The 14548-nt window shown below is 71.9% G+C and carries 13 protein-coding genes and 1 pseudogene; 9 read left to right on the top strand and 5 right to left on the bottom strand.

Annotated elements, in window-relative coordinates:
* Positions 1-14 precede the first annotated feature (14 nt).
* Positions 15-577 (bottom strand): annotated as a pseudogene (locus ACWDAK_RS03805) (helix-turn-helix domain-containing protein); the annotation flags it as partial.
* Between the two features lie 471 nt (positions 578-1048).
* On the opposite strand from ACWDAK_RS03805, the gene ACWDAK_RS03810 reads away from it, so the two are divergent.
* A complete protein-coding gene (locus ACWDAK_RS03810; RefSeq protein WP_427393694.1) occupies positions 1049-1600 on the top strand; it encodes a hypothetical protein in 552 nt (183 codons plus the stop codon).
* A gap of 204 nt (positions 1601-1804) precedes the next feature.
* Here ACWDAK_RS03810 and ACWDAK_RS03815 read toward each other — a convergent pair whose 3' ends face one another.
* Positions 1805-3058 carry an IS256 family transposase gene (locus tag ACWDAK_RS03815; RefSeq protein WP_427393695.1) on the bottom strand — a complete coding sequence of 418 codons (1254 nt, stop codon included), beginning with the start codon at positions 3056-3058 and terminating at the stop codon, positions 1805-1807.
* 245 nt (positions 3059-3303) lie between these two features.
* Here ACWDAK_RS03815 and ACWDAK_RS03820 point away from each other — a divergent pair, with 245 nt between their 5' ends.
* The 3 genes from ACWDAK_RS03820 (at position 3304) to ACWDAK_RS03830 (ending at position 4145) form a co-directional block, all read left to right on the top strand.
* Positions 3304-3660, top strand: a complete 357-nt coding sequence (locus ACWDAK_RS03820) for a hypothetical protein (protein ID WP_427393696.1) — start codon at positions 3304-3306, stop codon at positions 3658-3660.
* 153 nt (positions 3661-3813) lie between these two features.
* On the top strand, positions 3814-3981 hold the full coding sequence (locus tag ACWDAK_RS03825; protein ID WP_427393697.1) for a hypothetical protein: 168 nt from the start codon (positions 3814-3816) through the stop codon (positions 3979-3981).
* Positions 3978-4145: a hypothetical protein gene (locus ACWDAK_RS03830; RefSeq protein ID WP_344634591.1), complete on the top strand. Its 168-nt coding sequence runs from the start codon at positions 3978-3980 to the stop codon at positions 4143-4145. The genes ACWDAK_RS03825 and ACWDAK_RS03830 overlap by 4 nt, the downstream gene beginning before the upstream one ends.
* Positions 4146-4295: 150 nt before the next feature.
* On the opposite strand, the gene ACWDAK_RS03835 is transcribed toward ACWDAK_RS03830, so the two are convergent.
* Positions 4296-5075 carry a class I SAM-dependent methyltransferase gene (locus ACWDAK_RS03835; protein ID WP_344634592.1) on the bottom strand — a complete coding sequence of 260 codons (780 nt, stop codon included), beginning with the start codon at positions 5073-5075 and terminating at the stop codon, positions 4296-4298.
* A 101-nt stretch (positions 5076-5176) separates the two neighbouring features.
* Between ACWDAK_RS03835 and ACWDAK_RS03840 the strand changes: the two genes are divergently transcribed.
* Positions 5177-6346, top strand: coding sequence for a DUF5915 domain-containing protein (locus ACWDAK_RS03840; protein WP_427393698.1), 1170 nt, complete (start codon positions 5177-5179; stop codon positions 6344-6346).
* Between the two features lie 131 nt (positions 6347-6477).
* On the opposite strand, the gene ACWDAK_RS03845 is transcribed toward ACWDAK_RS03840, so the two are convergent.
* Positions 6478-7302 carry a CPBP family intramembrane glutamic endopeptidase gene (locus ACWDAK_RS03845; protein ID WP_344634594.1) on the bottom strand — a complete coding sequence of 275 codons (825 nt, stop codon included), beginning with the start codon at positions 7300-7302 and terminating at the stop codon, positions 6478-6480.
* A 134-nt stretch (positions 7303-7436) separates the two neighbouring features.
* Between ACWDAK_RS03845 and ACWDAK_RS03850 the strand changes: the two genes are divergently transcribed.
* The 4 genes from ACWDAK_RS03850 to ACWDAK_RS03865 all read left to right on the top strand — a co-directional run bounded on the left by ACWDAK_RS03850 (position 7437) and on the right by ACWDAK_RS03865 (position 13645).
* Positions 7437-8696, top strand: a complete 1260-nt coding sequence (locus tag ACWDAK_RS03850) for a sensor histidine kinase (RefSeq protein WP_427393699.1) — start codon at positions 7437-7439, stop codon at positions 8694-8696.
* A 168-nt stretch (positions 8697-8864) separates the two neighbouring features.
* The gene (locus tag ACWDAK_RS03855; RefSeq protein ID WP_427393700.1) at positions 8865-9254 is read left to right on the top strand and encodes an alpha/beta hydrolase; all 390 of its coding nucleotides are present in this window, start codon (positions 8865-8867) and stop codon (positions 9252-9254) included.
* 36 nt (positions 9255-9290) lie between these two features.
* Positions 9291-10484: an alpha/beta hydrolase family protein gene (locus tag ACWDAK_RS03860; protein ID WP_427393701.1), complete on the top strand. Its 1194-nt coding sequence runs from the start codon at positions 9291-9293 to the stop codon at positions 10482-10484.
* Positions 10485-10735: 251 nt separating this feature from the next.
* Positions 10736-13645 carry an FAD-binding and (Fe-S)-binding domain-containing protein gene (locus ACWDAK_RS03865; RefSeq protein WP_427393702.1) on the top strand — a complete coding sequence of 970 codons (2910 nt, stop codon included), beginning with the start codon at positions 10736-10738 and terminating at the stop codon, positions 13643-13645.
* A gap of 170 nt (positions 13646-13815) precedes the next feature.
* Here ACWDAK_RS03865 and ACWDAK_RS03870 read toward each other — a convergent pair whose 3' ends face one another.
* Positions 13816-14514 carry a PAS domain-containing protein gene (locus ACWDAK_RS03870; protein WP_425557524.1) on the bottom strand — a complete coding sequence of 233 codons (699 nt, stop codon included), beginning with the start codon at positions 14512-14514 and terminating at the stop codon, positions 13816-13818.
* Between the last annotated feature and the right edge of the window lie 34 nt (positions 14515-14548).

Genomic DNA, 14548 nt, shown 5'->3' on the forward strand with positions numbered 1-14548 from the left:
CGGTGTGCTGCTCGGGACAGTCGGGCTGACCAGGCCGCTCGCTCGCACGCCATGGCGATCAACTCCGGATGCCCCAGAGCGTGTGCGGCGGTGTGAGCGAACTTGCAGCAGATCGCGTAGATGGCGAATGCTTCCTCCCGCTCCCGGCCGGTCGAGACCTCAGCCAGCGCGCGGGTCTCCCGGAGCAGATCGGGCAGTACCTTCAGGAGGGCGACGTTCGCGGCGCCATCACGTAGGCGGTGCAGCCGAACCGTCTCCTGCCACAGCTCCATGGTCGGGCGCGGCCGTCCGTCGAAGACCGGCGCAGGTCGTAGCGGCGCAGCTCTCGGAGGATCGCCGCAGCCGACACCTGCCACTGGTTCTCGGACGCCTTCCCGGCCACGTACGGACGCTCTATCAGATCGTTCGGGTGGCAGTGCAGTACGGCGGCCAACTGGTTGATGATCCCAGCGCGGTCCAGCTCCACCCTGCCGTTCTCGACCTTGGACACCCATCCCTGGGTCCTGCCCATCGCGACGGCGAGATCGGCTTGTGCCACCCCAAGGCGTAGCCGCTTACGGCGCACCCGCCTACCGATGGTCTAGCGTTCCTCCAACACGGCGCCCTCCCTGCTGTTGCCGACTAAGAGGGACGGGGTACCCCCATTGTGGCAGTGCTCGGTTGACGCGGCCGCGCAGGCAGATCGCGCTGCTCTGAACTGGGCTCACGCCCCTCGGCGCGAGTACGGTGCCACTCCAGCAGCATGGGTTCGATGAGCTCCTACCGGCGCCGTTCCGTCACAGTCGACCAGTACTGCTGACACCGAACCGGCGAGTAATTGTCAAGAGTTGTGGATTGAGTGACGTGCGATCAGCTGCAGCGGTCGTGGGACGCTCGATCAAGCGGCGGTTCTCCGACCTGGCGGCGGGGCCGACGTGCGACCAGCGGTGATGTGAAACGGTTCGCCTGGGGTCCCCCGCGCGGGGGACTCGATGCCCATCGCAGAGATGACCACCGAACCCGTCTTGAGTCGGATCCCGGGCGTTCACCGAGCAACGAAGATCGACTCATGAGAATCAAGACGCTTCATCCCTCCCCGCCGGTCGGTGACACCGCGCGGCCCGTCCCAAGGTGGGCTATCCGCTGCGCCCAGCTCATACCCCTCGTCGTCCTCCCGTCGTGCCTGTGGCGTCTACCGTTCGCATTCGACTACGAGATGGGCCAGGTCTACGCGGTCCACAAGACATGGCACTGGTGGGTGATCCTGTACGTCTTCGGACTCAGCCTTCTCTCCGAGGGACTGGCCTATCTCTCCTTCGGCCTGGTGGCCCGGTGGGGCGAAGTGGCACCCTCATGGCTCCCGGTCATCGGCGGCAAGCGCATTCCACCGCTCGCTGCGATCATCCCGGCCACTCTGGGCGGTCTGGCGCTGATCGCGCTGTGGGATCCGCTGCCTCTTGGCTTCCTCCACATCGGTGGGGTGGCCCAGGTCCCGTACTCGAATGGATGGTGGAAGGCGCTTGCAGCAGTGGCCACTCTCCCACTGACTCTGTGGGGCCCTCTTCTCCTGGCCGTGACGTACGCGTACTACAGGCGCCGCCGCGGAGAAACAGTCGCTTGACACGTGCCGATGCCCAAGCGCGCCCGCGAGGCGCTGGCCGTCGCGGGCCAACGAAGGTTCCCGTTCACGATGGACCAGGGCTTGTGGACTTCTTGGCTCTGTCGCGGGCAGGTCGGACAGGTCGGCTGCGGAGACCCGCTCGGCCGCGCAACGGCGTGGATAGGCTCTGACCTGGCGCGGGTCAAGTTCGAGCTCGACCTGTGATCAGGCCGCGGCGGCCTCGGGACGTTCGACCAGGATGCCGTTCTCGAACCTGGCGCCGGCGCGGACCACGGGCACGAGGGGGGCACCGGTGATCGCGCGCCAGCGGGCCTGGGCGGACTCGACCAGCTTGAACACCATCGCCAACGCGGCGGCGAGGCTGCCGGCCCCGCGGGTGACTTTGGTCCGCAGCTTGACGGTGGAGAACGTGGACTCAATCGGGTTCGTGGTCCGCAGGTGGATCCAGTACTCGGCCGGGAAGTCGTAGTACGCCAGCAGTTCCTCCCGGTCCTCGGTGATCTTCGCGACGGCCTTGGGCCACTTCGCCCCGTAGGTGCGGGCGAACACCTCGATCGCCTGCTCGGCGTGCGCCCGGTCCTCAGCGTTGTAGATCTCCCGCATCGCCTTCGTCGCGCCCGGCTGCGCGGACTTTGGCAGGGCGTTCGCGACATTCCGGGCCTTGTGCAGCCAGCACCTTTGATGCCGGGCGGCGGGGAACACCTCGGCCAGCGCCTTCCGGAGCCCCGTCGCGCCGTCGCCGACGACGAGTTCGGGGTCGTGCATGCCCCGGCGGCGGCAGTCGCGCAACAGATCCGCCCACGACTCGGTGCTCTCCCGCAGGCCCTCCGCAAGGGCGATCAGCTCCTTGGTTCCGTCCAACCGCACCCCGAGCAGGACCAGCACGCACGAGTGCGCCTGCCCGAGGCGGACCTTGGGGTGCACGCCGTCGGCCCACACGTAGACGAAGTCGCGGTCCGACAGGTCACGCTCCTGGAATGCGGCGTGGTCGTCGCCCCACTGCTTCGTCAGCCGGGTCACCGTGGCCGGCGACAGCCCGACCGCCGAGCCGAGGAACTGCTCCAGCGCCGGGACGAAGTCCCCGGACGACAGTCCGTGGAGATAGAGCAGCGGCAGCACCTCGGAGATCTTCGGCGACTTACGGCACCACGGCGGAAGGATCTTCGAGGAGAACCGCTGTCGCTCGCCCGTGGCCTCGTCCACGCGGCGGTCGTTCACGCGTGGTGCGGTGACCTCGACGGGGCCGGCCGCGGTGACCACGGTGCGGGGCCGATGGTGGCCGTTGCGGACCACGAGGCGTCGGCCGGCCTCGTCGGTCTCGGCTGCCAACCCGGCTATGTACTGGTTGACTTCCGCCTCCAGCGCGGCGGCAAGCATCCGTCGGGCGCCCTCGCGGACGATCTCGTCGATCAGGGAGCCGGACTGGGTGGAGCCGTCATCGGTGACTACGCCGAGCACGGGCGCACCTTCCCGACCCGCGCTGCAACGCGGGCCTACTCGGTGACCGTCGAAGGATCATTCGGGAAGGTACGCCCTCCGCGTGCCCTCTCGGAACCGATCCACAGGTCTTGAGCATTGCTCGCGAACCGACCGCTACAGGGTTCTGGAGTCGAGTCCGTGCCGCAGCAACAAAAGCCGGGTAGTTGGGGAGATTCCCCTATCGGATGCCCTCCCATGCGCCGCCTCACGAAAAGGATGCCTGTATGACGAACGGCGGCCGGATCTTTCGCGAGGCATGGATCGCCGGAGTGACCAAGCACTACCCCGGCGAACCCAAGCCCGGCTACGTCGCACCGTGGGACGATTCCCCGGACTGGGAACGGCAGTGCGCTGCCGCCGTGTTCGGCCAGGTCCGGGACTTCGTCCGGGTGAGCGCGGGCAACACCGCGAAACTCAGCCGCGAGCAGAAGGGGCGCTTTGTCGCGCTGTGCTGGATTGCGCAGATCCACAAGCACATCGAGGCGCCGAAGCCGGGCTATGTCGCCAACTGGGACGACCTGCCGAAGTGGCAGCAGGAGACGGACGCGGACATCTTCGAGCACATCGAGCGGACTGTCTGACCCTGCCGCGCTGGCCACGGCAGGAAACCCGGCCGGCCAAGTCCCCGGCGACGCCTGCCGATCCGGGTCGAGCCGTCCCCAGCTGCCTCGCTACCTGCAGGAAGGACGCTTCATACGCGTGGGTATCACGGTCACCGCGGGCTGAGCGGCGAGTTGGAGCGACAGGTCCGGCGCCCGCTCGACCAGGAGGTGCGCGAACTGGCCTCCTTCGGGCTGACGGCAGTGTCCTGCGTCGCGGACGGCCCGGACACCTGGCTTGCCGAGGCGGTGCCGGCCCGTGGCGGGAGGCTGGAGGTCGTCGTCCCCGCCGCCGAGCCGTGATCTCGCTGGCTGGCGAGGTGCTGCTGGTGGAGACCGTCCGCCAAGGCGGCCTGGATGCCGCGCTGTCGGCGGCACTGGAGCCGCGGCGCAAGCCGGCGGAGGGTCCACGGCCCGGGCGGGATCTGCTCAACCTCGCGCTCGCGGGCGCACTGGGCGGGGACTGACTGGCGGGCGTGACGACAACTGCCTTCCCAGCCCGGCGCGTTCGGGCCCGCCGTGTACGACCCGACCGTCTCCCCCCGTCGACACGCTCGCCGCGGCCAGTCCCCGCGTGCTCGCAGCCGTGCATCGGACTCGAATGTCGACGTGATGCTTCACAGCCGCCGGACGCGCAGCACGCCGGTCAGCATCGGCAGAATGAACTCGCCGTGGGCGGTCTCCGGCCTGCTCGCGAGGAATGCGCGGATCCGGTCCAGCGTGGCCTCTTGTTCCTGTTCTGGCATGACGAGCATCCCCGCGCGCGTCGCGATGGTCGCGACGAGGGAGTCGGCGGTACGGCGCTGCCCGTGCGGGAACTCGGCCTGCTCCGGCGAGCCGAACCGGGCGGCCACGGCGGACTTTGGAAGGTGCATGTCCGCCGTCTCGGCGCGCCAGCTGGTGGGCGTGTCGCGCGGGCCGATGGCCGCGCTCCCGCTGACCCGCGCGAGCCCGGCAACCCACTCGACCTGGTCGTCCATGAGGTTCCACAAGCCGGCCAGGATGCCGCCGGGTGCGAGGACCCTGGCGATCTCAGGTCCCGCGACGGCCATGTCGAACCAGTGCATGGCGTTGCCGGCCAGCACGGCATCGACGGAAGCGTCCGGCAGCGGTATCGCCTCGGCACTACCCGGCAGGGCACGGACAGCCGGCAGCGAGCGGCGCAGCTCGGTCAGCATCGCCGGGTCGGGCTCGACTGCGATGACTTCGACACCCAGCGCGACCAGCGCGGCGGTCAACTTGCCGGTTCCGGCGCCGAGGTCAAGCACACGCGGGCCGGGCGCGGGTTCAAGCGCCCAACGCACCGCAGCCTGAGCGTAGTTGGGGCGGTGCTCGGCGTATGCGACCGCCGCTGCGCCGAACGACGAGGCGTGAAGTAGCCGTTCATCCTGATCCATGCGGTCACGCTATCGGTGCTGCCGGCGATCAGCGACCCCCTCACCACTTCGACGGCCCGCGTCCGATGCACTGCGTGCGTCGGCCTGGGCGAAGCAGGGCGGTGAAGACTCGTTCCCACGAGCCGTCGATCGCCCACGAACGCGGCCTTCCCGTGCCGGTCGATGCGCTCGCGATTCGGGCCGTCCGGATCGTCGACGCTCACGCCGATGCGGACCTCGCGTTCGGCGATGAACTCGCACCACGCGTCGGTGACGAGCGTAGCGATGGCCTGCATGTAGTGGTGGAGCCGCCTCACCTGGCGCAACTGTTCCTGCCAATGCGAAGCTTCCGGGCATTTCGCGTCATGCACTTGGCGACGAATACGATAAAGCTGATCAAAACACTGTTGGTTCGAGTCGGGTGCGATGCCCTTCGCCCAGGTGCACTACCCGTTCGAGAACGCGCAGTGGTCCGCGAACAGATCTGGCGCGGGCTCACCGGCGGGCGTTCGGTGCACCTGACCGACTGGCCCGCTGCAGGCGAGCTGCCGCACGACCCCGGCCTGGTCGCGGCGATGGACCGGGTGCGGCAGGCCGCGTCGGCCGCGCTGTCGCTGCGCAAGGCCTGCGGCCTGCGGGTCCGCCTGCCGTTGGCGAAGCTGACCGTCGCGGCCGCCGATGCGGCCCTGTTCGAGCCGTTCGCCGACCTTCTGCACGATGAGGTGAACGTGAAGGCGGTCGAGTTCACCACCGAGGTCAGCACGCACGGCCGCTTCGAACTGGCGGTCAACGCGCAGGCCTGCGGGCCTCGCCTCGGCCGGGACACCCAGAAGGTGATCCGGGCGGTCAAGGCGGGGGAGCGGTGCCAGGACGCCGAGGGTCGCGTGATCGCGGCCGGGATCGAGCTGCTGCCCGGCGAGTACACGCAGCGGCTGGTGGCCTGCGACCCGGACGAGAGCGCCGCGCTGCCGAACAGCAGTGGGCTGGTCGTGCTGGGCACCGCGGTGACGCCGGAACTGGTGGCCGAAGGCCTGGCCAAGGATGTCATCCGATTGGTGCAGCAGGCCCGCCGCGACGCTGACCTCGACGTGTCCGAGCGGATCGCGCTCGCCCTGGAGGCCTCCGACACCGTGCTGGCGGCGGTGCGGGCGCACGAGGAGTTCCTGGCAGGCGAGGTGCTGGCGACGTCCGTCACCTACGGCGCGGCGCCGGAGCCGACCCTGTTCGGCGCGGTGGCGGACGGCGCCAAGGTGAAGGTGCGGCTCCAGCCGGTGCAGCTTCAGCAGGACTGATCCGCCCGGCGGCCCGGGACACGGCTCCGCACGCCTCGGGCCGCCGGTCGCGTCCGACGCCGCGTCCGGCGCGGGCACTGCGGGTGCCTACAAATTCGCGATGGTCAGGGACGCTTCGCCGCCGGGGACCACTACGCGGTGGCTCCGGCGGCGGTCGAGCGGCGCAGTCCGCGGGTGGTGACGTAGGCGGCCACGGCAAGCGCGGGGACGGGGAACAGGGTGAGGGCGACGTCGTCCAAGCCCCGGCCGCTCAGCAGGAGGTTCATCAGCAGCGAGAGCACCATGTTGTTGCCCGCGTGGGCCAGTGCGGCCGGCCAGATGCTGCCGCTGCGGGTGCGCAGCCAGGCCAGCAGGCACTCCTGGCAGAGGATGGAGGCCGTCCACACCACCAGCCCGGCAGCCAGATGGGCGAAGTGCAGATAGCCGAGCAGTGCCAGCGGGTAGTGCCAGCCGGCCCAGATCAGGCCGGTGAGCAGGACCGAGAGCAGCGGCCGATCGGGCAGCAGCCGCAGTCGCAGGTAGCCGGTCCATCCGAACTCCTCGCCCCAGTAGAGCGGTGTCAGCACGGCGGCCAGCACGGTCAGCAGCAGTGGAATCGACCAGCCTGGCAAACCCGGTGCCGCGCCGGCGAGTTGGCCGAGGTCCGGACGGTGGCCGAACACTGCGGCCAGGCCGACGGCCGCACCGGCGAGCAGCAGCGGGCCGAGCCAGGCAGCCAGGTAGTACGGCCATGCCTGGCGTAGCCGTAGCGCCAACGCCGCGTCCCGGAACCCCTCGTGGGTGACCCAGCGGCGGACCACCACCGCGGCCACGGCCGGCAGCAGGGCGAACGGCAGTTGAGCCAGCGGGTTCACCAGTGAGAGCCGGAGTATCAGCCGGGCCAGCAACAGCCAGGCCCAGCCGGCGCCGAAGGTGAGGGCCAGAAACACCGCCACGCCCCTGTTCCGAGGGTTCATCAAGCATCCTTCCGTCAGTCGTTCCGGCACGATCCTGGTTCTGGAAGGCGCGGACGACATCGCGGAATGGTGGGAGATCCCGGTCCCCCGATCGGGGGAGGTAGGCCGCCCGGGCCGTGGCGATACTGGCTCCCATGGTGAGGGGAATCCGCATTCCAGGATCGGGGGCGTTGCTGCGCGGCACCACCTACAGGGGGGCGCTGTTCGCGCTGGTCGCCGTGCCGGCGAGCGTTCCGCTGATGGTTCTGGCGCTGGTCCCGGCCCTGGCCTGGCACCGTGGGCCGGATGCCGTGAAGGCGCTGGTCTTCCTGCTGCTGTGGGCGGCGCTGCTCGGCGTGCTCGGACTGGCTGGCGTCACGCGGCGGGTGCTGCTGAGGGCCGGACGGCGGCTGCTCGGCGTGCCGCTGTCGGCCCCGGCCGGCCGGCCGCGCGGGGCGGACCGCTGGCGCACCCCGCTCTGGGTGCTGCTGCACGCGGCCCTGGGCTGGGCGACCGCCCTGCTGGCCGGGATGCTGCTGCTGGCCGGACTGGTGCCGGTCGGCAGCTGGCTCGGCCTGCTGGGCAAGCCGGTAAGCGGCGAACAACTGGTCTGGTTCGGCCAGGTGGTACGGGTGCGCCAGGGCTGGCCGGGGGCCTGGGTCTGGCCAGTGGCCGCCGGTTGCCTGCTGGCGGCCGTGGCCGTCTGCGCCAAGGCGGCGGCGGTGCTGCGGCTGCTGGCACCGCGGTTGCTCGGGCTGTCGGCGGCGGAGCGGCTGGCCGCGGCGGCGCAGCGGGAGTTGCTGCTGGCCGGCCGCAACCGGCTGGCGCAGGAGCTGCACGACTCGATCGGCCACACCCTGACCGCTGCGACGATCCAGGCGGCGGTGGCCGGCGAGCTGCTGTCGGCGGATCCGGCGGCGGCCCGGGCGGCGTTGCTCGGCATCGAGCAGTCGGCCCGCGCCGCGCTGGACGATCTGGACTATGTGCTGGGCGTGCTGCGGGCGGAGGCGGCCGGTACGGCGCCGGCGCGCGGTCTGGCCGACCTGCCCGAACTTCTGGACCGGTTGCGCCACACCGGGGCGGTGGTGGACTCGGAACTGTCAGGGGACTGGGCACGGTTGCCGTGCACCTTGTCGCGCGAGGCGTACCGGATCCTGCAGGAGGGCCTGACCAATGCGCTGCGGCACGGCGGTGGCGGGCCGATCGCGGTGCGGGTGGTGGCCGGGCCCGGCGAGTTGGTCCTGGCCATCGTCAACTCGCTTGCTTCAGGGAATAGTTCCAACGGCCAACGCGGCCAACGCGGCCTGCTCGGGCTTCGGGAGCGGGTGCGGCTGCTGCAGGGCGAGTTGACGGCCGGCCCGGACGGTTCGCAGTGGCAACTGGCGGTCCGGCTGCCGGTACGGAGGTCGGCGTGACCGACCGGCCCGTCTCACTGCTGATCGCCGACGATGACGAGGTGACCCGCAACGGCCTGGGCACCCTGCTGGGTGCTCAGCCCGGTATCACGTGGCAGGCTGCCGACGGGGTCGAGGCCGTGGAGCTGGCCCGACTGCCGTCCCGAGGTCGCGTTGATGGACGTCCGGATGCCGCGCCAAAACGGCATCGAGGCCACTCGGCAGCCGCTCCAGGCCGACGGCCCGGTGCCGAAGGTCGTGGTGATCACCACGTTCGAGAACGACGGCTACGTCACCGCCGCGCCGAGCGCCGGGGCGAGCGGCTTCGTTCTCAAGCGGCTACCGGTCCGCCGTACGAAGAGCCGCGACGCCGTGACCGACGCACGTGCGGCGGCGGGCGGCGGGCTCCACGCCCGACTGCGCGCCCTCACCCGGGTGAACCCCCACGCGTCGGCCGCCCTCCGCTGCCACTCGTACGGCTCCCCGGTGTGTGCGAAGGCGCCGCCTAGGGGTGTCCCGGAAACGCCCCTGAGAGCGGCCGACGTCCTCTCCGGGGGATCCCTTACACCCCTGAGTTGACGTCAACTTCGGTGTCCGTGGCCTACCGTCCTAGCCATGACCGGAATTCGTCGTACTGCCGCGGCGGCGCTCTTACTCGCCCTGCCGTTGTCCGTCGTCGCCGCAGCTCCCGCGCTGGCCGCGCCCGGCACCTCCACCGCCGCGGCCTCCGCGCCCGCCTCGGCCACCGCGCCGGCGGGCGTCCACGTCGATCTCCCGCGCCCGAGGGGACCGTACGCGGTCGGCCGGGAGATCCTGCACCTCGTCGACCAGCACCGGCCCGACCCGTGGGTCCCGTCGGCGGGCCCGCGCCAGCTGATGGTGTCGATGTACTATCCCGCCAAGGCCGGGACGGGCGGCCCCGCCCCGTACATGACCCCCGAGGCCGCCCGGCTCATGCTGGACACGAAGTTGCCCGGCAACACCATCCCCACCGAGGTGGTCACCGGCACCCGGACGTGGGCCAGGTCCGACGCGCTCCCGCAGCACGGCCGGTTCCCGCTGGTGGTGCTCTCCCCCGGCTTCACCATGCCGCGCACCGAACTGACCAGCCTCGCCGAGGACCTGACCGGTCGCGGGTACGTCGTCGCGCTCGTCGACCACACCTACGAGAACACCGGAACGACCTTCCCCGACGGGCAGACGCTCACCTGTGTCATGTGCGGCAAACTGAAGACCAAGGAGGCCTGGGCGGCCCTGAACGAGAGCCGGGCGAAGGACGTCTCCTTCGTCATCGACCGGCTGACCACCCACCGGAACCCGGCCTGGCGCTACGCCCGCATGATCGACCGTGACCGAATCGGCATGGCCGGGCACTCGGTTGGCGGCGCCGCGACCGTTCCGTCCCTGCTCACCGACGACCGGATCCGGGCCGGGGTGGACCTGGACGGCTCCATGGACTTCCCGGTGCCCGCCACCGGGCTCAACGGCAAGCCGTTCCTGATGATCGGTCACCCGTTGGACGACGGCCAGGAGGACCCCAGCTGGACGGAGAGCTGGGCCAACCTCGACGGCTGGAAGCGCTGGCTGACCGTCGCCGGCTCCGATCACGGCACGTTCACCGACAACCCGCTGTTCTTCGAGAAGCTCGGCCTCCCCGAGCCTCCCGGCACCACGATCGGCGCCGAGCGCGGGGTGCAGCTCACCCGGGAGTACGTGGCGGCCTTCTTCGACCTGCACCTGAAGGGCATCGACCAGCCGATCCTCGACGGGCCGACCCCGGACAACCCCGAGATCAGCTTCCACCCGTAGCCATGCCTGTACGAGGCCGCCGGCTTGCCGCCGGCGGCCTCGTCGGCGTTCGGGGTCCCGCTACTCGGCCTCGGCCGCCGAAGCGATCGGTCCCTCCCGACGCTCCGGCCAGGTCGGCGTGGCCGCCGCACCCGCCCGGTCGCACACGTGAACCCGCGGCGGCGTGGCGCGAGGCTTCCGGGTGACGGCAAGTCAGCCGCCCGCCGTGGCGCCCCCTCCCCCTTCCGGGCTGCCGCTGCGATGATCCCGCTATGGCGATCACTCCTGCTTCCGACGGTCTCGCCCGGGCCCTGCGGGAAGAGCTCCGCAGGGCCGTCCGCGGTGAGGTGCGCTTCGGCGCGGCCGAGCGCACGGTCTACAGCCACGACGCGTCCAACTACCGCCACCTGCCGCTCGGCGTCGTCAAGCCCGCCGATGCCGACGACGTCCGGGCGACACTCGCGCTCTGCCGGGAGTTCGGGGTGCCGCTGGTGCCGCGTGGGGCGGGTACCAGTGTCGGCGGGCAGGCGATCGGGCCGGGGGCGGTGGTGCTGGACTTCCGGCGGCATGTCGACCGGGTGCTCGAGGTGGACCCGGAGACCAGGACCGCCCGGGTCGAGCCCGGTGCCGTGCTGGACGATCTGCAGGCGGCGGCCCGCCCGTACGGGCTGCGGTTCGGGCCCGATCCGTCCACGCACAGCCGCTGCACGCTCGGTGGCATGATCGGCAACGACTCCTGCGGCGCCCACTCGGTGGCCTGGGGGCGCACCTCGGACAACCTGCACTCGCTCGACCTGCTGCTCGCCGACGGCACCGAACTCACCGTCACCGGGCCGCTCTCCCCCGCCGAACGGGCCCGGCTGCGCGAACGTCCGGGCCGCGAGGGCGAACTGCACCGGGCCCTCCAGGACCTCGCCGCCGCCAACCTCGGCACGCTGCGCCAGGGCATGCCGGATCTCCCCCGGCGCACCTCCGGCTACGCCCTGGACGCGCTGCTACCCGAGCGCGGTCACGACCTCGCCCGTGCCTTCACCGGAAGCGAGGGCAGCCTGGCACTGCTGCTCGGGGCCACCGTGCGGCTGGTCGAGGCGCCCGCCGCCCGGGCACTGGTCATCGCCGGGTACCCGGACGAGACGGCGGCCGCCGATGCCGTGCCCGCCCTGCTGCCGCTGCGCCCGCTCACCGTCGAGGGCATGGCCGCCGACCTGATCGCCGCGCTGCTGGCCGCAGGCCGCCGCCCGCCCGCGCTGGACCGGCTGCCGGCCGGCGAGTGCTGGCTGTTCCTGGAGGTAGGCGGTGCCGACGAGCCCGAAGCCCTGGGCAGCGCGAGGGAGTTGGCCCAGGCGGTGCGCCGCGAGCGGTCCGCCGCCGTCAGTGTGGTGCTCGACCCCGGTGAGCAGCGTCAGCTGTGGGCCGTCCGGGAGGCGGGGGCGGGGATCGTGACCAGGCTGCCCGGGGGCAAGGAGGCCTGGCCGGGGTGGGAGGACTCGGCGGTCCCGGTGGAGCGGCTCGGCGGGTACCTGCGCGAACTGCGCGCCCTGCTCGGGCGGCACCGGCTGCACGGCGTCCCGTACGGGCACTTCGGCGAGGGCTGCATCCACATGCGGCTGGACTTCCCGCTCACCGAGCGCGGGCGGTTGCCGGAGTTCCGGGAGTTCATGGTGGAGGCGGCCGATCTCGTGGTGGCGCACGGCGGTTCGCTCTCCGGTGAGCACGGTGACGGGCAGGCCCGCTCGGAGCTGCTGCCCAGGATGTATCCGGCCGAAGTCATCGACCTGTTCGGGCGGTTCAAGCGGATCTGGGACCCGGCGAACCTGCTGAACCCCGGCGTCCTGGTCGACCCGCGCCCGCTCGACGCCGATCTGCGCTTCACCGGCCGTGACCTGCCGCTCGCCCTCCCCTACCCGCAGGACGGCGGCAGTCTGCTGAAGGCGGTGCACCGCTGCGTCGGGGTGGCCAGGTGCGTGGACACCAAGAGCGGTGTGATGTGCCCGAGTTACATGGTCACCGCGGAGGAGCGGCACTCCACCCGGGGCCGGGCGCGGCTGCTCGCAGAGATGCTGCGCGGCGCCGTGCCCGGGTCGGACGGCGCGGTGACGGACGGCTGGCACTCGGAGGAGGTCCGGGAGGCGCTCGACCTCTGTCTGAGCTGCAAGGGCTGCGCCGCCGACTGCCCGGTCCATGTCGACATGGCGACCTACAAGAGCGAGTTCCTGTACCAGCACTACCGCCACCGGCCACGGCCCGCCTCGCACTACTCGATGGGCTGGCTGCCGCTCACCCTGCGCGCCGCCGCGCTCGCCCCACACCTCGCGGGCCGCCTGCTCGGCTCACCGCACAGCTCGGCCGTACTCAAGCGCCTCGGCGGCATCGACTCCCGGCGCCGGCTGCCCGACCTGCCGGGCGAAACCTTCGAGCGCTGGTTCCGCCACCGGGTGCGCCGTGCCCGGCGCGGGGCCGCACCGGTGTTGCTCTGGCCGGACACCTTCAGCAACCTGCTGGACCCCGAACCGGCCAAGGCCGCCGTCGAGGTACTCGAGCACCTGGGCTTCGCGGTCCGCCTCCCGCAGGGCCCGGTCTGCTGCGGGCTCACCTGGGTCTCCACCGGCCAGCTCGGTGTCGCCCGCCAGGTCATGCGGCGCAGCCTGCGCGCCCTGCCGCCGGGCCTGCCCGTGATCGGCCTCGAACCCAGCTGCACGGCCGCACTCCGCGAGGAACTGCCCAGACTGATCGGCCGGGCGGCCGGAGACGTCCCCGGCCGGGTCCGTACCCTCGCCGAGTTCCTCGACCAGAGCGGTGTGGAACTGCCCGCCCTACGGCCGCCGTTGCAAGGGCTGACCCAGGTGCACTGCCATCAGCACGCGGTCCTCGGCACTGCCGCCGACCGCCGGATCGAGGCCCGGATCGGCCTGGCCAACCAGGTCCCCGACTCCGGCTGCTGCGGCCTGGCCGGCAACTTCGGCTTCGAACGCGGCCACTACGAGGTCTCCGTCGCGGCCGCCGAGCGCGTCCTGCTGCCGGCCGTCCGGGCCGCCGGCCCCGACACCGTCCTGCTCGCCGACGGCTTCAGCTGTCGCACCCAGATCGCCCAACTCGCGGGCGGCCGCCGGGCGATCCATCTCGCCGAGCTGCTGCGCCGGGCCATCCGCGAGCAGTCCAGGCCGGAGCGCACCTTCCGGTAGCCGCTCCGGGCGCCCGCGCCTCGGTGACCGGGCCGATTGGAGCGAAGGGCTGGCGACAGCAGGGTCTCCTGACGGCGGCCGGCTCCGGCCCGGCCCGCGGCCGGACATGGCGACTGTGCCGGTGCGGCCCGGTCGGGCCCGGGTTCACACCGACCCGACCGGGCCCGGGTTCACACCGGCCCGCTGGGCTCCGGCGGCCAGACGCCCGGCGCGAGGACCCCCGTCACATAGGCGCGCGCGACCAGGGCGGTCCGGTTGGCGGTGCCCCAGCGGCGAGCGAGGCGGCCCAGGTGGTAGTTGACCCCGTCGACGGTCAGCCCCACCCCGGCGGCGATCTGCGCGGTGGTGGCGCCGCCCGCGGCCAGGGCGAGGATCCTCGCCTCCACGGGGCTCACCCGGGCGGTGGCGGTGGCGGGCGGTGAGGATTCCTCCAGTACGCGCAACAGCAGGAGCAGGTGCGGCGGGGCGTCCGGGGTGTCGCTGACCAGGTCGACGGTGAGCTCGCCGTGCCGCTCGGCGCCCTTCCCGGTGGACCAGGACACCTCGATGGGGTAGCGCGACCGGCGGCGCAGCCGGACCGCCTCCACGATCGGGTGCAGCCGGGTCGGGGTCTTGAGCTCGAAGAGGTCCAGGGCGCCCCGGCCGACCAACCGGCCGGGCAGGGTGCCCCACTCGGCGGCCATCGCGGGGTTGGCCAGCAGCACGGTGCCGTGGGCGTCGCACAGCGCGGTCGGTATCGGAAGGTGGTCGAAGAGCAGCAGGGCCCAGTTGCGCCAAGTGACCGCCCGGTCGCGCTCCGGCGGCCGGGGGGTGTCGCCCGGTCCGCCCGGGCACTGCCCGGCGGGGTCCGCCTGTCCTCGGGAATCCACTCCGTGCCCCTGCTCGTACTGCTGCTACACCCGG

The organism is Kitasatospora sp. NPDC001175 (assembly GCF_053598215.1).